This is a genomic window from Vibrio sp. RE86, from assembly GCF_013114545.1.
Taxonomy (GTDB): Bacteria; Pseudomonadota; Gammaproteobacteria; order Enterobacterales; family Vibrionaceae; genus Vibrio.
Genome location: NZ_VTXI01000015.1, coordinates 14,738 through 37,858, shown reverse-complemented (window position 1 = coordinate 37,858; position 23,121 = coordinate 14,738). Strand labels below are relative to the sequence as shown.

20 protein-coding genes are annotated in these 23,121 nt (G+C 45.1%); 8 read left to right on the top strand and 12 right to left on the bottom strand.

Going from position 1 to position 23,121, the window contains the following annotated elements:
- Nucleotides 1-36 precede the first annotated feature (36 nt).
- A complete protein-coding gene (gene rraB / locus F0231_RS14395) occupies nt 37-450 on the top strand; it encodes a ribonuclease E inhibitor RraB (protein ID WP_171760393.1) in 414 nt (137 codons plus the stop codon).
- Between the two features lie 137 nt (nt 451-587).
- Nucleotides 588-1,388, top strand: coding sequence for a hypothetical protein (locus F0231_RS14390; protein ID WP_171760392.1), 801 nt, complete (start codon nt 588-590; stop codon nt 1,386-1,388).
- On the opposite strand, the gene F0231_RS14385 is transcribed toward F0231_RS14390, so the two are convergent.
- From F0231_RS14385 to argR, 5 genes are all read right to left on the bottom strand, one after another.
- On the bottom strand, nt 1,385-1,777 hold the full coding sequence (locus tag F0231_RS14385) for a DUF2061 domain-containing protein (RefSeq protein WP_171760391.1): 393 nt from the start codon (nt 1,775-1,777) through the stop codon (nt 1,385-1,387). The two genes, F0231_RS14390 and F0231_RS14385, sit on opposite strands and share 4 nt — an antisense overlap.
- Nucleotides 1,778-1,943: 166 nt before the next feature.
- Nucleotides 1,944-2,381, bottom strand: a complete 438-nt coding sequence (locus F0231_RS14380; RefSeq protein ID WP_171760390.1) for a universal stress protein — start codon at nt 2,379-2,381, stop codon at nt 1,944-1,946.
- Nucleotides 2,382-2,474: 93 nt separating this feature from the next.
- Nucleotides 2,475-5,054: a TRAP transporter permease gene (locus F0231_RS14375; RefSeq protein ID WP_171760389.1), complete on the bottom strand. Its 2,580-nt coding sequence runs from the start codon at nt 5,052-5,054 to the stop codon at nt 2,475-2,477.
- Nucleotides 5,055-5,287: 233 nt separating this feature from the next.
- Entirely contained in the window at nt 5,288-6,256 is a 969-nt protein-coding gene (locus F0231_RS14370; RefSeq protein WP_171760388.1) for a TAXI family TRAP transporter solute-binding subunit, read from the bottom strand.
- A gap of 342 nt (nt 6,257-6,598) precedes the next feature.
- Nucleotides 6,599-7,069 (bottom strand): transcriptional regulator ArgR, encoded by a 471-nt coding sequence (gene argR / locus F0231_RS14365; RefSeq protein ID WP_171760387.1) that lies wholly within the window; start codon nt 7,067-7,069, stop codon nt 6,599-6,601.
- Nucleotides 7,070-7,397: 328 nt separating this feature from the next.
- Here argR and mdh point away from each other — a divergent pair, with 328 nt between their 5' ends.
- Together mdh and F0231_RS14355 are read left to right on the top strand one after the other, a co-directional pair.
- The gene (gene mdh / locus F0231_RS14360) at nt 7,398-8,330 is read left to right on the top strand and encodes a malate dehydrogenase (protein WP_171760386.1); all 933 of its coding nucleotides are present in this window, start codon (nt 7,398-7,400) and stop codon (nt 8,328-8,330) included.
- Between the two features lie 100 nt (nt 8,331-8,430).
- On the top strand, nt 8,431-8,622 hold the full coding sequence (locus tag F0231_RS14355) for a hypothetical protein (RefSeq protein ID WP_171760455.1): 192 nt from the start codon (nt 8,431-8,433) through the stop codon (nt 8,620-8,622).
- Nucleotides 8,623-8,689: 67 nt separating this feature from the next.
- Here the strand turns inward: F0231_RS14355 and F0231_RS14350 are convergent, their stop codons facing one another.
- The 5 genes from F0231_RS14350 to F0231_RS14330 all read right to left on the bottom strand — a co-directional run bounded on the left by F0231_RS14350 (nt 8,690) and on the right by F0231_RS14330 (nt 13,394).
- A complete protein-coding gene (locus F0231_RS14350) occupies nt 8,690-9,079 on the bottom strand; it encodes a RidA family protein (protein WP_004747250.1) in 390 nt (129 codons plus the stop codon).
- 136 nt (nt 9,080-9,215) lie between these two features.
- Nucleotides 9,216-9,677, bottom strand: a complete 462-nt coding sequence (gene pyrI / locus F0231_RS14345) for an aspartate carbamoyltransferase regulatory subunit (RefSeq protein ID WP_171760385.1) — start codon at nt 9,675-9,677, stop codon at nt 9,216-9,218.
- A gap of 17 nt (nt 9,678-9,694) precedes the next feature.
- Nucleotides 9,695-10,624 carry an aspartate carbamoyltransferase gene (gene pyrB / locus F0231_RS14340; protein WP_171760384.1) on the bottom strand — a complete coding sequence of 310 codons (930 nt, stop codon included), beginning with the start codon at nt 10,622-10,624 and terminating at the stop codon, nt 9,695-9,697.
- Between the two features lie 256 nt (nt 10,625-10,880).
- Nucleotides 10,881-11,885, bottom strand: a complete 1,005-nt coding sequence (locus F0231_RS14335; protein WP_171760383.1) for an ornithine carbamoyltransferase — start codon at nt 11,883-11,885, stop codon at nt 10,881-10,883.
- A 132-nt stretch (nt 11,886-12,017) separates the two neighbouring features.
- Nucleotides 12,018-13,394: a PhoH family protein gene (locus F0231_RS14330; protein WP_171760382.1), complete on the bottom strand. Its 1,377-nt coding sequence runs from the start codon at nt 13,392-13,394 to the stop codon at nt 12,018-12,020.
- Nucleotides 13,395-13,858: 464 nt separating this feature from the next.
- Between F0231_RS14330 and rapA the strand changes: the two genes are divergently transcribed.
- The 3 genes from rapA (at nt 13,859) to F0231_RS14315 (ending at nt 18,640) form a co-directional block, all read left to right on the top strand.
- Nucleotides 13,859-16,768: an RNA polymerase-associated protein RapA gene (rapA, locus tag F0231_RS14325; protein ID WP_171760381.1), complete on the top strand. Its 2,910-nt coding sequence runs from the start codon at nt 13,859-13,861 to the stop codon at nt 16,766-16,768.
- A gap of 133 nt (nt 16,769-16,901) precedes the next feature.
- Nucleotides 16,902-17,639, top strand: coding sequence for an RluA family pseudouridine synthase (locus F0231_RS14320; protein ID WP_171760380.1), 738 nt, complete (start codon nt 16,902-16,904; stop codon nt 17,637-17,639).
- 38 nt (nt 17,640-17,677) lie between these two features.
- Nucleotides 17,678-18,640 carry a D-2-hydroxyacid dehydrogenase gene (locus F0231_RS14315; protein WP_171760379.1) on the top strand — a complete coding sequence of 321 codons (963 nt, stop codon included), beginning with the start codon at nt 17,678-17,680 and terminating at the stop codon, nt 18,638-18,640.
- Here F0231_RS14315 and F0231_RS14310 read toward each other — a convergent pair.
- Entirely contained in the window at nt 18,637-19,371 is a 735-nt protein-coding gene (locus tag F0231_RS14310; protein ID WP_171760378.1) for an ABC transporter substrate-binding protein, read from the bottom strand. The two genes, F0231_RS14315 and F0231_RS14310, sit on opposite strands and share 4 nt — an antisense overlap.
- 198 nt (nt 19,372-19,569) lie before the next feature.
- Between F0231_RS14310 and F0231_RS21160 the strand changes: the two genes are divergently transcribed.
- Entirely contained in the window at nt 19,570-20,127 is a 558-nt protein-coding gene (locus F0231_RS21160; protein WP_171760377.1) for a prepilin-type N-terminal cleavage/methylation domain-containing protein, read from the top strand.
- A gap of 76 nt (nt 20,128-20,203) precedes the next feature.
- Here F0231_RS21160 and F0231_RS14300 read toward each other — a convergent pair whose 3' ends face one another.
- The gene (locus tag F0231_RS14300; protein WP_171760376.1) at nt 20,204-23,077 is read right to left on the bottom strand and encodes a valine--tRNA ligase; all 2,874 of its coding nucleotides are present in this window, start codon (nt 23,075-23,077) and stop codon (nt 20,204-20,206) included.
- Nucleotides 23,078-23,121 lie beyond the last annotated feature (44 nt).

Genomic DNA, 23,121 nt, shown 5'->3' with positions numbered 1-23,121 from the left:
TTATGATCTTTTTTGTCACTATCTGGAGCACGACTTATGTCTCACGAAGATGAATATCTATCTGTTGAAGAATTAATTGAGATTCAAAAGGAAGAGACTCGCGATATTATCCAAGCCTTACTAGAAGATGGCAGTGATCCAGACGCTTTATACGAGATCGAGCACCACCTTTTTGCTGAAGACTTCAATACGCTAGAGAAAGCGGTTGTTGAAGCATTCAAAATGGGCTTCGAAGTCCTAGAAGCGGAAGAAACCGAAGACGAAGATGGCAACAAACTGCTTTGTTGTGATGCGACAATGGAATCTGCGCTAAATCCAGAAGCGATTGATGAGCAGGTTGAGAAGCTGATTCAGCTTGCTGAAAAATACGACATCATCTATGACGGCTGGGGCACGTACTACGAAGGCGAAGATGCGCTATACCCAGAAGAAGAGGATGACGAAGAGTAATCTGCTCTTGTTAAAATTTCTTAGATACCAGCCAACACCGGCTGGTATTTTTTTATCCGTCTCATTTGGCATAGTTCTTTTATTGCATAGTTAGCAGTATAATCGTGCCACAACAGACCCTAGGACTAAACAACGATATGGAACTTTCACTTGCAGGCCTTTGGCAGGTTTCTCCTCTGACTGATTTATCTATCCCCCAAGATGATATTACTTTTCCTGCGCCTTTAAGTGCTGTCCTACCAACGAGTCTGACTGAAACTGAGATTGCTTCACAAGAGTGGCATCTGATGCACGACATTGAAGTAGATGAGTCTATGATGGCGTTCCCATCGGTTGACTTAGTGATTGCGGGTATTGATTACCATGCAGAAGTTCGACTCAATGGTGTTGCTGTATTCGACTGTGACGGTTCTCAGGCTGAGTATAAAAAAGACATTCGACCATACTTGCAGTTAGGTCGTAACCGTTTTGAAATTCTGTTCTTAGAGGAAGAGGAAGCTCTGCTTTTCGAAGAGGATCAAGTGGAACTGTGCCCTCTAGGCGAACAGGCTTATCAAAAGATTGATACTCGAGTTGGTATATGGAAAGTGCCGTATCTACAGTTTATTCGCAATGTGCGGCTCGAACACATTACAACTGAGCAAATTTGGCACCATGGTGGTGGGTGTGAGTTTTTAGTTGATCTCCATTACAAAACTTACTCGCCAGGCCTTATCTCTGCATCGGTGAAGTTCAATGGTATGACTTACCATTTACCGATTGATGTCAGAAGTGATCATGCGAGTGCTTTGTTCCAGATTGAAGCCCCAATCTATGCTGATAAAGTCTCTCCTAATCCGCAAGATCTTTACCTACTGGAAGTGACGCTTGACGGACAAAGCCAACGCTTTCACGTTGGCTTGAATAAAGATATGTGCGTTTCTCACTACCCAATTTAAGCATGTACACAGTGCCAGTGTGGTGTGGTTTCTTGTTTTCTTAGCCACACCTTTTCATGGAAGTAGTAGGCAACCGTATTGATTGTTGGTTCAATGGTTGCCATTACACCCCCAATAAACGCATCACCTGTCATCAAATACACCACACCAAAGGCTACGCTAAAGTGTACGATTGCAAAGCTGATCGTTTTTACTCTGGCTGAAGTCGCCAATCGTTGTAGTAACCGGCTTTGTTGCCAAGCTCTTTCATGAAAGTAGAAAGCGACCGAGTTAACCGTCGGCTCAACCATTGCGACTAGGCTGCCGATAAGAATGTCACCTGTTAGCAAGTAAGCAACGCTAAACGCAATGGTGAAATGAATCGCTGCAAAGGTGAGAGTCTTTTTCATGGGAATAACCTAATCGTTGTGTATGTTCGATAGGGTTATTATTGAGAATTATTCTTATTAAATGAATTGGATTGAAACGATTATATTGATAGCTATTACCTATCAACCGAACTTAGACAATAAAAAAGGCGCTAAGGAGCGCCTTTTAAAGAGTTGTGGCAAAGTCTTAACCCTGAGGTTTAACCACCAAAACATTGATTGGTGAGTTCTGTACCACTTTGCTTGCGACAGAACCTAAAACGACTTTATCCATCTTTGAGCGCTTATGACTTGGCATGACGATAAGGTCAGCGCCCAGTCTTTCAGCGTAATCTAAAATCGTTGAGTAAGGCTTACCTTCACCCACGTGCACTCGGTACACGACATCATCATCGATGTGATTAACGGCGAACTCTTTTAGTTGATTTTCAACATCGGCTTTCATTTTCAATGCAGCATCTTTTGGAAAGTAGCTCGCGACCATCGACATATGAATACCTGGTAATACATTCAATAGATGTACTTCGGCATTAGAGTGTTTCGCATGCCAAACGGCGAGCTCTACTGCTTTGTCTGAGAAGCCTTTGTCGTTTAAATCTACAGGAACAAGAATTTGCTTATACATTGAGAGTTCTCTTTTAGTGACCTCAAATAACAGGTCGAGTTAATGCATCCTTAGCTTAATTGTAGCCCCACACTGCGCATGGGGCTGATTAAGTTACGCGCTCAGTTGTTCCTTTCGAGCTCGTCGTCTCTGGTTCATCGCCAGACCAATCAGAAGGATAAGAGCAGGGACGAATACCCACTCTTTCATTGGTCGGTCTGCATCAACAACCACAGAACGGATTTCCCAATCAAAATCGACACCAGCCGCTTCAGCAGGGCTGCCAAATTCAACCATATCGACTAGCATACGACCGTTGGCATCGTTGAGCATTAGGCCCATAGAGCTAATACGCTCTTCTGCTGTTGTCGCACGATCCTCGAATGGTAGGCGAACTGTTTTCGAGATGTAGTCACCTTCAAGGTTCTCACCAGCAACGAGAAGTTCAATTTCCTCACCAACTTTCAAGTTTTCAGTGATCTGAACAATCTCAGTACCAGGGTGTAGTACTTTCGCTGGGTAAACTTGATCCCACCAGAAACCTGGACGGAAGAAAGTAAACGTTAGAACCAACAGTGCGACTGTTTCCCACCACTTGTTCTTGGTAAACCACCATCCTTGGGTTGCCGCGGAGAATATCAACATGGCAATAACCGAGGAGATAATGGTCATCAACAAATGCCAAATACTATCAATGCCCATCAACAGTAGCTGAGTATTGAAGATAAACATAAATGGCAAAATGGCAGTTCGAATATCGTAGGTAAAACCTTGTATACCTGTTCGTATCGGATCTGATTTCGCGATTGCTGCCGCTGCAAAGGCTGCAAGACCTACAGGTGGTGTATCATCCGCCAAAATACCGAAGTAGAACACGAATAGGTGAACCGCAATCAGTGGAATGATCAAGCCACTTTGTGCACCAAGTGTCACGATAACAGGCGCCATCAGGGTTGATACAACGATGTAGTTTGCGGTTGTTGGTAGACCCATACCTAGAATCAAGCTGATGACTGCAGTAAACAACAGCATTAGGATGATGTTACCGCCCGAGATAAACTCGACGAAGTCAGTCATTACAAGACCAATACCCGTCAGTGTCACCACACCTACGACCGTACCTGCTGCTGCCGTTGCAACACCGATACCAATCATATTACGAGCGCCTGAAACTAAACTTTCAGCTAGATCAACAAAACCTTCTTTAGTTTGCTCGGCTACCGATCCCTCTTTAGACATCATTGCGATTAATGGACGTTGAGTCAGTAGGATGAAGATCATAAAGACTGTTGCCCAGAAAGCAGATAGACCAGGTGAGAAGCGTTCAACCGTTAAACACCAAACCAAAACAACGATTGGTAGCAAGAAGTGCAGACCTGATTTAATTGTTGGACCTGGATCAGGCACTTCTGTCAGCTCAGCATCAATCTCGATAGCACCTTCTTTCGCGTAGTTAGATGAAATCTTAACGAGCCCAACATAAGAAAGTAGTAGAGCAACTGTAACAATCGGTGTTGCCGCATCGCCGAAGACATCTTTAGTCCAGCCTACACCGTAGTAAACTGCGCCACTAATGACACACAGACCTAGAATCGTGCCAGTAAATGACAGCAGGCTAGCGAGTAGCGTAGGGTTATGACGACGAGGAAGACCTGTCATACCCGCTTTACAAGCTTCAAGGTGAACGATGTAGATAAGAGCTATGTATGAAATCAGAGCAGGAAGAATCGCCGCTTTGATAACTTCTACATAAGAGATACCTACATATTCAACCATCAAGAACGCCGCTGCACCCATGATTGGTGGAGTAAGCTGACCGTTGGTTGAAGCTGCAACTTCAACGGCACCCGCTTTTGTCCCAGGGAAACCAACACGTTTCATCAATGGAATCGTGAATGTACCTGTAGTTACGACGTTAGCAATCGATGAGCCTGAAACTAGGCCAGATAGACCTGATGCAACAACTGCAGCTTTTGCAGGACCACCTTTCATATGGCCAAGTAGAGAGAATGCAACCTTGATGAAGTATGCGCCCGCGCCCGCACGTTCCAGCATGGCACCAAATAGTACAAACAAGAAAACAAAAGAGGTTGATACGCCAAGTGCAACACCAAAGACACCTTCGGTGGTTAGCCATAGGTGAGACATCGCTTTGTTTAAGCTTGCCCCTTTGTGAGCAATAACATCAGGCATGTGAGGGCCACCAAAGGTGTACAGCAAGAATACAGCTGCAACCACCATTAGCGGAGGACCAAGAGCACGGCGAGTGGCTTCTAAAAGTAGAACCATGCCCGTAACAGCAACAACGATATCAAACGTTGTTGGTGCGCCTGAACGGTTCGCGAGTTCGGTATAGAAAATATAGATATAAGCAGCAGAAAAACTACCCGCAAGCGCAAGTAACCAATCGACTGGTGGAATTCGGTCCCTAGGTGAGTTTTTTAGTGCTGGGTAAGCAGTAAATGCTAGGAACACCGCAAACATCAAATGGATTGAACGCGCTTCAGTATCGTTAAGTACGGCAAAATCAAAAATGAATGGTAGAGGGGAGGCGTACCAAAGTTGGAATAGAGACCAACATAGCGGCACAAACCACAAAATGCGACCTGGTAGTCCTGAAGGAGCACGTGCACCAGTGTCGGATTGAGCTACCATTTCTTGCACATCTTGAGACGGAGTGTTTGTCTTCGACATGTACTTTATCCTTATTATAAATGGTCCGTATATTTATGATTATGAGAACCTTTATTTAGCATCTTTTAGTGTAGTGAAAAGATGAAATATTGCTCAGTTGTGTGGGTTTCTTAGGTATAAAACGAGAAAGAGTTTCAAGAATGTGAAACTCAAAATAGAGTGTAGTCATTTCATTGACCACAAAGACATAAACTAAGGAGGCGATACGCCCCCTTAGTTGTCAAAGATTTGGATTACTTAAGTAGACCAATTTCTTTGTAGTATTTCTCTGCACCTGGGTGTAGAGGGATAGACAGACCCGCTTGAACCATGTCTTCTTTCTTCAGGTTCGCGAATGCTGGGTGTAGACGCTTAAATGTATCGAAGTTTTCGAATACAGATTTCGCTACATTGTACGCAACGTCATCAGAAACGTTAGTCGTTGTTACCATAGTTGCAGCAACACCGAAGCTGTTTACGTCTTTGTCAGTGCCACGGTACATACCTGCTGGAACTGAGCTGAATGCGTAGTAAGGGTTGTTCGCAACGATTTCATCGATTTTCGCACCAGTTGCAGAAACTAGCTTCGCATCACATGATGTTGTTGCTTCTTTGATAGATCCGTTCGGGTGACCAACCACGTAAACAAATGCGTCAATCTTGTTGTCACAAAGTGCTTGTGAACGCTCAGAACCTTTTAGCTCTGAAGCAAGTTTGAAGTCATCGTTAGTCCAGCCCATAGCTTCCATCACAACACCCATTGTTGCACGGTCACCAGAACCTGGGTTACCAATGTTTACGCGTTTGCCTTTAAGGTCAGAAACGTCTTCGATACCAGCATCGCTACGAGCGATGATGTTGAACGGTTCTGTGTGTAGAGAGAATACTGCACGTAGCTCTTTGTACGGGCCTTGCTCAGCAAACTTACTTGTACCGTTGTAACCGTGGTACTGCCAGTCAGACTGAACGATACCGAAGTCTAGTTCGCCTGCACGGATAGTGTTCACGTTGTAAATCGAACCACCTGTCGATTCTACAGAACAACGGATGTTGTGGTCTTTACGGCCTTTGTTAACAAGCTTACAGATCGCACCGCCAGTTGGGTAGTAAACACCCGTTACAGAACCAGTACCGATTGTGATGAACTCTTGAGCGTTAACAGCGCCTGCGCCCATAACTGCAGCAGCAATTGCGCCAACCTTAACAAGTTTGTTTAATGCCATGAATTTCCCTTCCTTTATTCATTATTACCCCTTTGCAATTGTAGTTGCTAAGGGCGTTTCCTATTGATGGAAACGGCATCTTTTTCAATCCGTATGTTGAAAAAGTGGCTGAATAATAGCAAAAAATCGGCACATAATTACATGAATGTTAAGGGATATAGTGAAAATCGCTAAGTACGATAATTCTTAATAAGGAGGGTTTATAATTTAAGAGTATAAAAATCAGTCATTTACGATATGTCTAGTCAAAATGTATGATTTTTTTAAGATGTGATCTCAATCACGCCATGGATATAGGCGTGACTGTAGTGTGATATTCATTCAAATAATGAATTTAACTGGTTAACCCGTGTACTCAAACAGGTCACAAACTGAGTTAAACAGCTGCTCGGTTGTGATAGACAGGGTCGGAGTAATAAAAATAGTATCGTCTCCAGCGACAACACCTAAAATGCCTTCAGCTTTACCGAGGGAATCCAGTAGACGAGCAATTAACTGTGCAGCACCAGGGCCTGTGTGAATCACAACCAGTGCATTATTGTGGTCGATATCAAGCACAAGTTCACGTAAAGAGCTTGAAACAGTCGGAACACCAAGCTCTGCAGGAAGACAGTAAACCATCTCCATTTTAGCATTACGTGTACGAACAGCTCCGAACTTGGTCAGCATGCGAGACACTTTCGACTGGTTGATGTTCTCAAACCCTTCGTTTTTCAGCGCTTCGACAATATCGCCTTGGGAGCCAAAACGCTCTTCTTTTAGCAGGGCTTTAAAAGCGCGGACGAGGTTATCTTGTTTTTCTGAATGGCGCATGGTTCTCTTTCTATTGTTATTTATAAAAAGCAAGTGAATATTCTCGCATAGATATGCAAATACTGCCAATGATAAACATCAATTCTGTCTAACAAATCACTGTAAACTGGCACGATTTATTGACATAAAGGCGTATAATTCTCCCCGATAGAAAGAGATCAACAAGCTAATTGCCAAAAGGCGTGACGCACTCTTTTCGATGCATTGCGCAAGGTCGCAAAGCTGACGTTAACTGTTTGTAATCAGCTTGTGATTACTATAGTTTGAAATCACTGAAACACATTCAACCTACAAAACATATAAGAGAGTCATCTCAAGGAGAACTACGATGAAAGTAGCCGTTATTGGTGCCGCTGGTGGCATCGGTCAAGCCCTAGCTCTACTACTTAAAAACCGCCTTCCTGCAGGTTCAGATCTTGCGCTTTATGATATTGCCCCTGTTACTCCAGGTGTTGCCGCTGATCTAAGCCATATCCCAACGCCAGTATCGATCAAAGGTTACGCAGGTGAAGACCCATCACCAGCGTTAGAAGGTGCAGATGTTGTACTAATTTCAGCAGGTGTTGCTCGTAAACCAGGTATGGATCGTGCAGACCTGTTCAATGTGAATGCGGGCATTGTGAAGTCTCTTGCTCAGCGTATTGCTGATGTATGTCCAAAAGCTCTTGTGGGTATCATTACCAACCCAGTGAACACAACGGTGCCAATCGCAGCAGAAGTACTAAAGCAGGCCGGCGTCTACGATAAGCGTCGTCTATTTGGTGTTACGACACTGGATGTGATTCGTTCTGAAACGTTTGTTGCTGATCTTAAAGATAAAGATCCAGGCGAAGTACGTGTTCCTGTCATCGGCGGCCACTCTGGTGTGACGATTCTTCCTCTACTTTCACAGGTTGAAGGTGTTGAGTTTACGGATCAAGAAGTTGCGGCACTGACTAAACGTATCCAGAACGCGGGTACGGAAGTTGTTGAAGCAAAAGCGGGTGGCGGCTCTGCGACTCTATCTATGGGTCAAGCAGCATGTCGCTTTGGCCTAGCGCTTGTGAAAGCGGCGCAAGGTGAAGAAGTGATTGAATACGCTTACGTTGAAGGTGATGGCGAGCACGCCCCATTCTTTGCACAGCCTGTGAAACTAGGTAAAGATGGTGTGGAAGAAGTGCTTAGCTACGGCCCTCTAAGTGATTTCGAAAAATCAGCACTAGACGGTATGCTAGAAACATTGAATGGTGACATTCAAACAGGTGTAGACTTCGTTAAGTAAGTTCGCCCTAAACTATTTTGAAAGCCGGCATGATTGTCGGCTTTTTTGATCTTGTTATTCACCTCTTCCGTACTCTTCTTTACTACATAAGGAGAGAATGATGGACATTAGTGAGATCAAAAAAGGGATGTTGGTAGAGTGCCAACAAGGGGTTGGGAAAGTCCTAGTGGTTGACGCGCAAACACGCTCACTACTCGTTGAACATTCCGATTCGCATCAGCAAATGGCTGTTGAAGTGGATGACTTGATTGATAACCCACAATTGCACACTGGTTGCGACAAGTACTATTAATTCAGTGCGCCAACAAACAAAAAAGCGAGCTCATCGGCTCGCTTTTTTCATTCTGCTTTAATCGCGCTTATTTACGAACCGCGATTGCTTCGATTTCGATACCTACATCTTTTGGTAGGCGAGCAACTTCAACACATGAACGTGCTGGGTAGTTTGCTACATTGTGCTCGTCGAAGAACTTGCCATAAACTTCGTTTACAGTGCCGAAGTCGTTTAGGTCTTTTACGAATACAGTCATTTTTACGATATCAGTAACAGATAGGCCAGACGCTTCTACAACCGCTTTAACGTTGTCTAGTGATTGACGAGCCTGCTCTGCGATATCTGCAGATACTTCACCAGTTGCTGGATTTACTGGGATTTGGCCAGAAGTCAGTACCATGTTACCTAGGTCTACACCTTGAACGTAAGGGCCGATAGCTGCTGGTGCTGATTCTGTATGAAGTACTTTAGTCATTATTATGTTCCATCTGTTTTAGGGGGAAATAAGAGGCTTCAGTGTGCCGTGATTTATAGACTGCGTAAAGAAAAAATCCCCACTCGGTTGGAGTAGGGATCACGCTTTTATCTCATCAAGATAGCACGGTTAGCGACTAACGCTCAGTGACAATTTCACGTGAGAATACTTTTTCGCAGTACTTACACTTAAGGCGAATGTCTTCTTTCTTTTCCAAAACGCTGAAGCTACTTTCAACAGGTTCGTCGTGAGTAATACAATTAGTATTTGGACATTCAAACACATTGTTTACTTGCTCAGGCAGTTCAAGTGGCAGCTTTTTCACGACTTCGTAATTTTCGATTTGATTCACGGTTGCGTGAGGTGCGTACAGAGCGAGTTTGCTTGCCTGTTCTTCTGTAACGAATACGTTCTCAATCTTGAGCAGATCTTTATGACCCAGTGCTGAAGATGGCAAGTTTAAACCGACCGTGACACGCTGGTTCGATTTGTCCATCGAGAATAGCTTGAGGACTTTAATACCTATTTGAGCAGGGATATGGTCGATTACCGTACCGTTTTTAATTGCTTCTACCTGCAATTGAGTTTCTTTAGACATCTTTATTTCTCCCTCGATTACAGTGTTTCGTTTAGAACAAGCGCCAGTAGCGCTTCACGGGCGTAAACCCCATTTTCAGCTTGCTGGAAGTAGTAAGCGTGCGGTGTTTTATCTACATCAACCGTGATTTCATCAACACGTGGCAGTGGGTGAAGCACTTTCAGGTTTTCACGTGCACCCTCAAGTAGTGCTGCTGTCAGGATGTAAGCTGACTTGATGTGTGCGTATTCAGATTCATCAAAACGCTCTTTTTGTACGCGAGTCATGTAAAGGACGTCCAGTTCAGGAACAACACTTTCCATGTCGGTGTGCAGGCTGTATTCAATACCCGCTTCATCTAGCTCTTCACAGATGTAATCTGGCATCGCAAGGGCTTCAGGTGCGATAAAGAAGAAACGCACGTTGTTAAACTTAGCTAGCGCTTGTGTCAGAGAGTGGACAGTACGACCATATTTAAGGTCACCAACGAAAGCAACATTCAAGTCGTCTAGACGGCCCTGTGTTTCAGCGATAGAGAACAGATCGAGCAACGTCTGTGTCGGGTGTTGGTTGGCACCGTCGCCTGCATTAATGACGGGAACACCATTTGAAAACTCAGACGCAAGGCGTGCTGCCCCTTCCTGTGGGTGACGCATAACAAACGCATCGACATAAGAAGAAATAACTTGAACTGAGTCAGCCAAGGTTTCGCCTTTCTTAGCGAGTGATGTATTGCCACCGTTATCAAAACCAATCACGCTGCCGCCGATGCGTTGAATCGCCGTTTCAAATGAAAGGCGAGTACGGGTTGAAGGCTCAAAGAAACAGCTCGCAATCACTTTGTTTTTGATTAACTCAGGTTTTTGATCGGCTTTTAACTCACCCGCTGTTTTGACAATCAATTCGAGCTCTTCACGAGAAAGCTCAGGAATCGAGATAATGTGCTTGTTATAAAGCGTGTTGGTCATAATCATCTTCCCATCTGAGTACTAAAATTTAGGCAATAAAAAAGCCCCCCATAACGGGAGGCTTTAGAAATCGATGGAAACAGAAAAAACTAACGCCGATAAGCACTTTGGCTTACCCAGTGTAATACGCTTTGTTGAGCACGAATTACGTGGCATTGTTTTACTACCTCCAGACAAATTGCCGAGCATTATACGCTGAAGATTTGTTAACGCAAGCGATTACATCGACGCTTTTTGTGTCGAATATTGACTGTTCTCAGCTACCAAGTGTGGCGACCATCACGGCTTTGATTGTGTGCATGCGGTTTTCTGCTTCATCAAATACAATGGAGTGCTCTGACTCGAACACCTCTTCGGTGACTTCTAACCCGTTCATGCCATATTTTTCAGCGACTTCTTTGCCAACGGTGGTCTCGTCATTATGGAAAGCAGGTAGGCAGTGCATAAACTTCACTAGTGGGTTGCCTGTTTTCTTAATTGTGTCCATATTGACTTGATAAGGCGTCATCATAGCGACACGCTCATCCCACGCTTGTGCGGACTCACCCATTGACACCCACACGTCAGTGTAAAGGTAATCACAACCCTTGACGCCTTCTTCGACGTTCTCAGTTAGGGTGATCTTTGCGCCAGTCTGCTCAGCGATAGCCTGACATTCAGTGACGAGCTCTTCTTCCGGCCAGTACGCTTTTGGCGCGACAAGGCGAACATCCATACCCATCTTAGCGGCACCGACCAACAGCGAATTACCCATGTTGTTGCGCGCATCACCGAGATAAGCGAACTTGATCTCATGCAGCTGTTTACCACGCCCGTGCTCTAGCATGGTTAAGAAGTCCGCTAGGATCTGAGTTGGGTGAAATTCGTCGGTCAGACCGTTCCAAACCGGCACGCCCGCATGTGCACCTAGCTCTTCGACAATCTCTTGACCAAAGCCACGGTATTCAATGCCATCGTACATTCTACCGAGTACGCGAGCGGTATCTTTCATCGACTCTTTGTGACCAATTTGAGAGCCTGATGGACCGATATATGAGACTTGAGCACCTTGGTCAAAAGCCGCCACTTCAAAAGCACATCGTGTTCGCGTCGAAGCCTTTTCAAAGATTAGAGCGATGTTTTTACCCACTAGCTTTTTCTGTTCTGTACCAGAGTATTTGGCTTTTTTCAGATCAGCAGAAAGATCGAGCAAAAATTGAATCTCTTTCGGAGTGAAATCGAGTAGCTTGAGGAAGTTTCGGTTACGCAGATTAAAGGCCATGCTCCAGTCCTTGAATGTCCATTCATATTATGGAGATAGTTAAACATATTTGAAGGTTATTTGTGAATAGTTATTTTAAATAAATGCCGGGATATGAATTTTATCTCGGCATTGGTGATTATTAATTCTAAATTAGAGGTTTTCTTCAGCAAATTCAGCAAGTCGGCTACGTACCACACCGTTTAAGTGGATATTGGCACTACCTTCGAAGTTTTTAAAGCGTTCCACCATATAAGTCAGACCGGAGGTGACTGGGGTTAGATAGTGAGAGTCTATCTGCGCTAAGTTACCAGAGCAGACAATTTTGGTGCCTTCACCACAACGGGTGATGATGGTTTTGATTTGTGATGCCGTTAAGTTCTGACACTCATCCAACAACACAAAGGCATTTTGGATTGAACGACCTCGCATGAAGTTGATCGATTTAAACTGGATGTTCGCTTTGTCACAAATGTATTTGAGTGAGCCTTCTGTGCAGTGATCATTCTTGTGCAGCGCCTCTAGGGTGTCGGTGACCGCAGCAAGCCAAGGCATCATCTTTTCCTCTTCACTGCCGGGTAAGAAACCGATCGCCTCACCTATATCAGGCGTGTTGCGGGTAACAATGATCTTATCAAAGATGCCTTTTTCTATGGTTTGCTCTAGGGCAGAGGCCATTGCAAGTAGGGTCTTACCACTACCTGCTGCTCCCGTTAAGATGACTAGGTCAATATTAGGATCAAGTAGGGCATCAAGCGCCATTCCTTGGTAAATGTTTTTGGGCGTGATGTCCCACACGCGGCGGTGCATCATACGTTCACGACTCAGGTCTTGGAGGGTAATGGTGTCTGGAGTAATGTCTTCCACTCGCCCTGCAAAGTCGCTCTCCTGGTCAATCATGTACTGGTTAATGTAGGTGGGTTCAAACGGCTCTCTATCTAAGGTGTGATACGTTCGGCCCAGATGGTTCTTCGTTTCAACATTGTCTACATTATTCCAAAACTCTCCTTCAATTTCCTGAAAGCCTTTTGTTAGGTATTGAACGTCATCAATCAATTGGTCAGTTCGGTAGTCTTCAACAAAGCGAACACCTGCGCCTTTTGCTCGCAAGCGCATGTTGATGTCTTTGGTGACCAGAATGACTTCGCGTGGAGCGCGTTTATTCTGTAAGTAGAGCACACCATTTAAGATTCGGTTGTCGCCCGCTTTATCGGCAAACGCTTTGACCGTTTCTTGCAACTCAAAATCAGCCAAAATCGAGATATTGCCTGTTGAGTCGAAATCTTTGTTAATTGGAATACCTTCAGAAATTTCGTCAGGCGTGGCGTCTTTGAACATTGCTTCTAGCGCTCGAATCGCAACACGTGCATCGCGAGCTACGTCGCGTTTGCTGTCTTTGATTCGGTCTAGCTCTTCGAGCACAGTCATTGGAATAACAACGTCATGCTCTTTAAAGGAATAGATGGCGAGTGGTTCGTGAAGAAGAATGTTGGTATCGAGGACAAATAGTTTCCGGTCTGTATCACCCATAAGCGTCTCCTTGCCGAGTTGCGGCTTGCTTACCCCTCATGCATTCCACATGAAGTGGTCTACCTTCGGTTGCTTACAGATTTGTAGCTTGGCAATCAGAGTCTTCTACAAATACTGCAAACCCGTGTTGATTGTCTTCTTACTCATGCATCTTTCGTTCCTGTCATAAAGTTGACTGAATTTGGATGCGTTTTCATCAATAAGTATAAGTCGGTTTTTCAACACTCTTAGATAGAAGTGCCACTGATTTCTTACAACTTGATGTCATCCTCAGCTTGAATAAAAAATTGTTGTTTTTTGAGGCCTTTGTACGTGACCAATGTCACAGCTTCGAGTAAGATTAGCGACCTTTTTCTGCGCAGTAGCTGACACACTTTTTCCTCGTCAGTTGCCTTTCAAGTTGCGTAAGAACAGCTAAGATTTATAGACCCATTTTCGAATTAAATAGATGAGGTAGTCGATTCATGACATTTGCTTTGGGCCAGCGCTGGATCAGCGATACGGAAAGCGATCTAGGTTTAGGAACCGTTGTAGCATTGGATGCTCGTACTGTGACACTAATGTTTGCAGCTTCTGAAGAAAACCGAGTATACGCTCGAAATGATGCGCCTGTAACCCGAGTAACCTTTAATGCTGGTGACGTGATTGACAGCCAAGAAGGGTGGTCTCTAAAAGTTGAGCAAGTGGTCGAAGACCAAGGCCTATTTAGTTATGTAGGTACACGCGAAGATAGCGGCGAAGAAGGTGTTGTTCTGCGTGAAATCATGCTGAGCAACCAAATCCGTTTCAATAAGCCACAAGATAAACTGTACGCGGGTCAAATCGATCGTATGGATAACTTTGTGCTTCGTTACCGTGCATTAATGAACCAATATGAGCAGCATAAGAGCCCAATGCGTGGCCTTTGTGGCATGCGCGCAGGTTTGATTCCTCATCAGTTATACATTGCACACGAAGTTGGTCGCCGTCATGCGCCTCGTGTTTTACTAGCTGATGAAGTAGGTCTAGGTAAAACCATCGAGGCGGGTATGATCATTCACCAACAAGTCTTGGCTGGTCGTGCTGAACGTATCCTAATTGTGGTACCAGAAACACTGCAGCATCAGTGGTTGGTTGAGATGATGCGCCGCTTCAACCTGCATTTCTCTATTTTTGATGAAGAGCGTTGTATCGAAGCATTCGCCGATTCTGATAACCCATTCGATACTCAGCAATACGTGTTGTGTTCGCTGGACTTCCTACGCAAGAGCCGTAAACGCTTTGAGCAAGCATTGGAAGGTGAGTGGGATCTACTGGTCGTCGATGAAGCGCACCACCTAGAGTGGAGCCCAGAGAAACCAAGCCGTGAATACCAAGTGGTAGAAGGCCTTGCAGAAAAAACACCAGGCGTATTGTTGTTAACGGCAACGCCAGAACAGTTGGGTCGAGAGAGCCACTTTGCCCGTCTTCGCTTGTTAGACTCTGACCGTTTCTTCGACTATGAAGAGTTCGTCAAAGAAGAAGAGCAGTATGCCCCAGTTGCTGACTCAGTCAGTGCGCTGTTCTCTGGTCAAAAGCTAGAAAATGAAGCGAAAAACCAAATTACTGAGCTTCTGTCTGAGCAAGATGTTGAACCGCTGTTCCGTATTATCGAAAGCGACAGTGATGAAGAAGCGAAAGCGGCAGCTCGCCAAGAACTTATCGACAATCTAATGGATCGTCACGGTACTGGCCGCGTTCTCTTCCGTAATACTCGTGCGGCAATCAAAGGCTTCCCTGAGCGTAATGTTCATCTACTGCCAATGCCAATTCCACAGCAGTACACCACCTCAATGCGTGTTGCAGGCATGATTGGCGGCAAAATGAGTGCAGAAGCTCGCGCGGTGAAAAACCTCTATCCAGAAGAGATCTTCCAAGAGTTTGAAGGCGAAGACTCAAGCTGGTGGCAATTTGATAGCCGTGTGAACTGGCTACTAGAGAAGATCACAGATAAGCGCAGTGATAAGATTCTAGTGATTGCTTCACGTGCGAGTACCGCACTTCAATTAGAACAAGCACTGCGTGAGCGTGAAGGTATTCGCGCAACGGTATTTCATGAAGGCATGTCGATTCTTGAGCGCGATAAAGCTGCGGCTTACTTTGCACAAGAAGAGGGCGGTGCACAGGTTCTTATCTGTAGTGAGATTGGCTCTGAAGGGCGTAACTTCCAATTCGCTAACCAATTGGTGATGTTCGACCTGCCGTTCAACCCTGATTTGCTCGAGCAGCGTATTGGTCGTCTGGATCGTATTGGTCAGAACCGAGATATCGATATTCATGTGCCTTACCTACAAGGTACCTCTCAAGCGATTCTTGCACGTTGGTTCGATGAAGGTCTTAACTCATTTGCTGAGACTTGTCCGACGGGTCGTATGGTTTACGACAAATACGCAGACCGTTTGATTGAGATGTTAGCGTCAGGTGATACCACTGATCTTGATGATGTGATTGCTGAATCAGCAGCGATGAACAAAGAGCTAAAAGCGCAGCTAGAGCAAGGCCGTGACCGTCTACTAGAGATGCACTCAAACGGCGGCGAGAAAGCGCAAGCGATTGTTGACAAGATCGCGTCAACCGATGGTGACACTAACCTAGTGACGTTTGCACTAAGCCTGTTTGATACTATCGGCCTTGACCAAGATGACAAAGGCGAAAATGCCCTAGTCGTAACGCCATCTGAGCACATGCTGGTACCAAGCTACCCAGGTCTACCGTATGAAGGTGCGACGATTACTTTTGATCGTGAAACGGCACTCTCGCGTGAAGATATGAACTTTATCAGTTGGGAGCACCCAATGATTCAAGGTGGTATCGATCTTCTGATGAGCGAAGGTGTTGGTACAACCGCTGTTTCACTGTTGAAAAACAAAGCTCTGCCAGTTGGCACTATGCTACTTGAGCTTGTTTACAAAGTAGATGCGCAAGCTCCGAAACGCAGTGGTATTAGCCGCTTCCTGCCAACAACACCTATTCGTATGATGTTAGATGGCAAAGGCAATGACCTCTCTGCTCAAGTTGAGTTTGAAAGCTTCAACCGTCAATTGAGCCCAGTGGGTCGTCATATTGCGACTAAGCTGGTGGCATCGGTTCAAGCTCAAGTTCATCAAATGATTGAAGCCGGTGAGAAGCTGATTGTTGAGAAAGTGGAAGCTATCCGCAATCAAGCACAGCAAGGGATGCAAGCGAGTTTGAACTCAGAGTTAGAGCGCTTACAAGCTTTGAAAGCGGTGAACCCAAACATTCGTGATGAAGAGATAGAAGCAATTGATGCGCAGATTAAAGAGCTCAATGGCTACATCAGCCAAGCTCAGTATCAGCTCGATTCGTTACGTATGATTGTGGTTTCTCACAACTAATTTTCGTTATTCACGTCATTCCTGAATCGAGGAACGAGACGCCAGGAATCTCTCTAATTGTTAGAGATTCCTGACCATACTCCTTCGTCGCTATCAGGAATGACGTTTTCGTTTTTATGGTAGAGAGCTTCTTATGGCAATGCTGGAATATAACCCGCCGACAGAACCTTGGGTTGATGTCGTGTTTGAAGATGCGGATATCTTGATTGCAAATAAGCCATCTGGGTTGCTGTCTGTACCAGGCCGTTTAGCGGAGCACTATGACAGTTTGTGCTCTCGCCTAGTTGAAACCTTTCCTGATATTCAAGTTGTGCACCGTTTAGATATGGACACATCTGGCTTGATGCTGTTTGCCAAACATAAGCAGGCAGAACGTTCGCTTAAAAAGCAATTCCAATATCGTCTTACTCATAAGATCTACTATGCTCGCGTATGGGGTGTCGTCGAGGAAGATGAAGGAGAGGTGGACTTGCCTTTGATTGGTGATTGGCCTAATCGTCCAAAGCAGAAAGTGTGTTACCAAGATGGCAAGCCGTCTCAAACGCTTTATCAAGTGGCAAAACGTGAAGAAAAGACGACGATTGTTCGATTGTTACCTATCACGGGTCGATCACATCAGTTGCGTGTTCACATGCAGGCATTAGGACACCCAATTGTTGGTGATGAATTCTATTCAGAAGGGGATGCTTTCGAATATTCGGATCGCCTTGAACTGCATGCGGCAGAGTTGAGTTTTTACCACCCAGCGAGTGAAGAGCTACAAAGTCAGTTCGTTCCATGTGACTTCTATCTTGAAGCGGAAGCGATGATCTTTAACTATTTCAATCCTGTGCGAGAATTACCGGATTACAAAACGCTGCCCACCCCGTAGGACACGATGGATAAACGCTGGCAGCACAAGGAGTTCTTATGTCGCTGCCAACCGTTGTTTTCCTCGATCGTGCTACGATCCCAACACACATTGAATTGCCCCATCTTCCCTTCGATCATCAATGGATCGAATACGACTTTACCTCCCCCGATCAAGTGATTGATCGCCTGCAAGACGCGCAAATTGTGATCACCAATAAAGTCGTGCTTGATCGAGCAGTTCTAGCTCAACTACCACAACTTAGAATGATTGCCGTCGCTGCGACAGGCTTTAATAACATTGATATTGAGTCATGCCGTGAACGAGGGATTGCCGTTGCAAATGTTCGAGGCTACGCGACACAGTCTGTACCAGAGCATGTTGTGGCGATGATGTTTGCCTTAAAACGCAACCTCAAGGGTTACCACAATGATATTGCTGCAGGAGAGTGGCAACGCAACAAACAGTTCTGTTTCTTCACTCATCCAATAAGTGATACCGCCGGATCAACTTTGGGCGTGATTGGCAGCGGAGCATTAGGCCAAGCAACAGCCACGTTAGCCAAAGCCCTGGGTATGAATGTCTTGTTCGCTGAGCGTAAAGGCGCTGAAGAGTGTCGAGATGGTTATGTTCCCTTTGAACACGTGTTAGCGGTTTCAGACGTTTTAACCTTGCACTGCCCACTCAATTCAAATACTCATCACTTGATTAGCCGCGATGAGCTTGCGGCAATGAAGCCAAGCAGCATTGTTATCAATACAGGGCGAGGTGGTTTGATTGACGAAAATGCGCTGGTGGATGCGCTGAAAGGAGGCGTCATTAGTGGAGCTGGAGTCGATGTGTTTACTGAGGAGCCCGCTGATGAAAGCAATGTGCTTATTGCGAACATGGATCTGCCGAACTTATTACTCACGCCCCATGTGGCTTGGGGAAGTGACTCCTCGATTCAAAGCTTAGCGAATATCTTGATGGATAACATCACGGTATTTGTTGAAGGTCGAGATCAAAATCGCGTGATTTAGTCGTTTTGGCTTTGAGCTAGTTTTATCTGTTTGAGACCTTGATTGAAGATTTCTAGCAGTGCTTTGGCGTCAGGGTGAGCCTTCGAGAACATTAAAAAGCTGTCGTTGGAAAGAAACGGTTCAGGGTGATAGGTGATCAAAGCTTGAGTCTCTACCGGCAGCTTACTCAATGAGAATAAGCCAATGTGCTTTTCTTCAGGTACGAGTTCAACACGGCGATATTTCAAAAGCTGAAACGCTTTTTCAGGGTCTTCAACTCGATTAATCGAAACCTGTTCGCTCTCAATTAAAGCGTCGAGTGATTCACCATAGCTATAACCTAATCCACCGCCTAGTAGCTTACCCTTAATGTCACTTAAGTTAGACCAACTGAACTCGGTCTCTTTTAGATGAAAGAAGACAAATTGCTCTTGGGCAACAGGATCGCTAAACATGAAGTGCTCTTCACGCTCTTCGTCGTACATCCACACCGCAGTCGCGACATAATGACCATCACTGGCTTTCTTGTAAGCTCGCTTCCAAGGGTAAAAGTGAAACTCCACCTTATATCCTTGGCTAGCAAAGACTTGTTGAACGATTTGCCCTACATGACCAAACTCCTCTAGCTGCTCCCCGATAAAAGGAGGCCAGTTGCCAGCAGAGATCTTAACGACTTTTAGATCTTCCTCAGCAAAGGCTAGGGTAGAAGTCAGAATCGTAAGCGATCCTAGTAAAGGTAAGTAAGAGGGCATAGGCATTCCTGTTTACAGTTTCTCTTATAAAGTTAGAAGAAAGTCACAGCTGAGTACAATTAAAAAGCATACAGAGGTAAGAGCATCAGCGAGAGTTGATTTTTACTAATTGTTTGTTTTACATGCTAAGTACATAAACTTTACATATTGAATGTCTTATTTATACTGGCTTTTGTATTGATAAGGAATGTGGTGAAGATGAGAGAGAAAGGATTCACATTAATTGAACTGGTCGTGGTTATAGTGATTCTTGGCACTTTAGCTGTAGTAGCGGCCCCACGTTTCTTAAACATGTCTCAAGATGCCCATGAATCGGCAGCTAATGGAATTTTTTCTGCTTTTCGGTCTGGTTTATCTCTGTTTGAGGCTTCTTGTGTGATGAATGGCGGTGATAGTGTTATCACCGGTGGCCAAGCGAGTGATCACTTATTAGTTCAGATTGAGGGTGTGACTGCTGCAGCGATTGGTACTTGTTACCCTGCTTCCAGTGGTACTCCTGATGGGCGGACGAGTGACTTTGCTGATTGTTTGCAGATTTGGGAGGGAGTTTTGAGTAACTCTCCATCATATAATACTTCATCTATTACGATATCTGATGCCAACTTAATAGAGGCAGCAGAGAGTTTTGACGTTGTCGTGGCTTACGGTAGCGGTTGGGGGCAGTGCGATTTTTATTATGTGGCATCAAGACAAGGTTTAAACAGCCCTGTACTCAACTATGACTCTGAAAATGGTACTCTTGAGAGACAGAATTAGATCATAATTTAATCTATAAAAAAGGCTTGCCGGTGAATGGCAAGCCTTTTTAATTTTTAGCACATGCTACTAGAGATTATAGCGCAGCAATTGTTGCTTTCTGTTCTTCAAGCTTCGCTAGTGTCTCTTGGTAGCCTACTAGCTTCTCACGCTCTTTAGCGATAACCGCTTCAGGTGCTTTAGCAACGAAACCTTCGTTACCTAGCTTGCCTTCGATGCGTTTGATTTCGCCGTGCGTTTTCTGCACTTCTTTATCAAGACGAGCAAGTTCTGCATCTTTATCGATAAGACCGGCCATTGGGATCATCAGCTCAGATTGACCCACTAGCTTAGTCGCACATGCTGGAGTTTCAGCGTCGTCTGCAAGAACAGTTAGGCTATCTAGCTTAGCAAGAGAGTTCAGAACGACCTTGTTCGCTTCGATACGCGCTGCGTCTTTCTCATTAGCAACTTTGATCATCACTTCTAGACCTTTGCTAGGTGCAATGTCGTATTCCGCACGTAGGTTACGGATAGCCGTGATGAAAGTCTTAACCCATTCGATGTCTTCTACGATCTCAGCGTCGAAGTTCTCTTCGTTAAACTGAGGAAGCGCTTGAAGCATGATAGTTTCACCTTCAACACCGTCTACTAGTGGCTTAACGCTCTGCCAGATAGATTCAGTGATGTAAGGAAGCACTGGGTGAGCAAGACGTAGCGTCTTCTCTAGAACAGTGATCAGCATGTAGCGAGTTGCTTGCTGCTGAGCTTCTGTACCTTTCCAAAGAACCGGTTTAGTTAGCTCTAGGTACCAGTCACAGAATTGGTTCCAGATGAATTCGTAAAGCGTGTTTGCTGCCATGTCTAGACGGAAGTTGTCTAGGTGAGCGTTAAACTCTTTCGCAGCTAGTTCAAACTGAGATTCAATCCACTTATCCGCTAGAGAGAATTCCATGTTTGCACGGTCTTCAGCAGATAGTGACATGCCACAGTCGTGCTCTTCTGTATTCATCAGTACGTAACGGCTCGCGTTCCATAGCTTGTTACAGAAGTTACGGTAACCTTCAAGACGCTTCATATCCCAGTTGATGTCACGGCCAGTAGAAGCCATAGCAGCAAGAGTGAAACGCAGTGCGTCAGTACCGTATGGTTCGATACCGTTTTCGAAAGTCTTACGCGTGTTCTTCTCGATCTTCTTCGCTAGCTGAGGCTGCATCATGTTGCCACAACGCTTCTCTACTAGAGACTCAAGGTCGATACCATCGATCATGTCGATAGGGTCAAGTACGTTACCTTTAGACTTCGACATCTTGTCACCGTTTTCGTCACGGATTAGACCCGTTACGTAAACTGTCTTGAATGGTACTTGCGACTTACCGTTTTCATCTTTGTTGAAGTGCATGGTCATCATGATCATACGTGCAACCCAGAAGAAGATGATGTCGAAGCCTGTTACTAGAACGTCTGAAGGGTGGAATGTCTTCAGGTCTTCAGTTTGCTCAGGCCAGCCTTGAGTACCGAAAGTCCATAGCGCAGAAGAGAACCATGTATCAAGTACGTCGTCGTCTTGGCGAAGAACCACGACTGGTGCAAGGTTGTTGTTTGCACGTACTTCTTCTTCAGTACGGCCTACGTATACATTGCCATCGTTGTCATACCATGCAGGGATACGGTGACCCCACCAAAGCTGACGAGAGATACACCAGTCTTGAATGTCACGCATCCAAGAGAAGTACATGTTTTCGTACTGTTTAGGAACGAATTGGATTTCACCATCTTCAACTGCTTTAACTGCAGGCTCAGCAAGAGGTGCAGCGCGCACGTACCATTGGTCAGTTAGCATTGGTTCGATAACCACGCCACCACGGTCGCCGTAAGGAACTGTTAGGTCGTGATCTTTGATTTCATCAAGAAGACCTAGTTCTTCAAACTCAGCAACGATCGCTTTACGTGCAGCAAAACGCTCCATGCCGTGGTACTTAGCAGGTAGTTCAGTTGAGTAAACATCGCTCGCTTCACCGTTAGTAGTGAAGATTTCAGCCGCATCACGGATGTCTGCGTTGAAAGTTAGGATGTTGATCATTGGTAGGTTGTTACGTTTACCAACTTCGTAGTCATTGAAATCGTGTGCAGGAGTGATTTTCACACAACCTGTGCCTTTTTCCATATCTGCGTGCTCATCACCTACGATAGGGATCAGACGGTTAACGATAGGAAGTAGGATCTCTTTACCGATAAGATCTTTGTAACGAGGATCTTCTGGGTTTACAGCAACACCAGTATCACCAAGCATTGTCTCTGGACGAGTCGTCGCAACAACAATGTAGTCTTTACCTTCAGCCGTTTTCACGCCATTTGCTAGCGGGTAGCGGAAGTGCCACATGTGGCCTTTTTTGTCTTTGTTTTCAACTTCAAGATCAGAAATTGCAGTGTGTAGTTTTGGATCCCAGTTTACTAGACGCTTACCACGGTAGATTAGGTCTTCTTCGTATAGACGAACAAACACTTCTTGAACAGCGTTAGATAGGCCATCATCCATAGTGAAACGCTCACGGTCCCAGTCTACAGATGCGCCTAGGCGACGAAGCTGCTTAGTGATAGTGCCGCCAGATTCGTTTTTCCATTCCCAGATTTTGTCGATGAAAGCATCACGACCGTAATCGTGTTTAGTTTTGCCTTCTTCTGCAGCGATCTTGCGCTCTACAACCATCTGAGTTGCGATACCAGCGTGGTCTGTACCTACCTGCCAAAGGGTATTCTTACCTTTCATACGTTCAGCACGGATTAGAGTATCCATGATCGTATCTTGGAACGCGTGGCCCATGTGTAGGCTACCAGTGACGTTCGGTGGCGGGATCATGATGCTGTAAGCTTCTTTCGTCGTGTCACCGTGTGGCTTGAAGTAGCCTTTCTCTTCCCAAGCTTGATATAAAGCTTGTTCGATTGAAGTTGGGTTGTATGTCTTTTCCATAGTACTCATTTACTGGATACGTTGATGGTAATCGTAGTCAATCA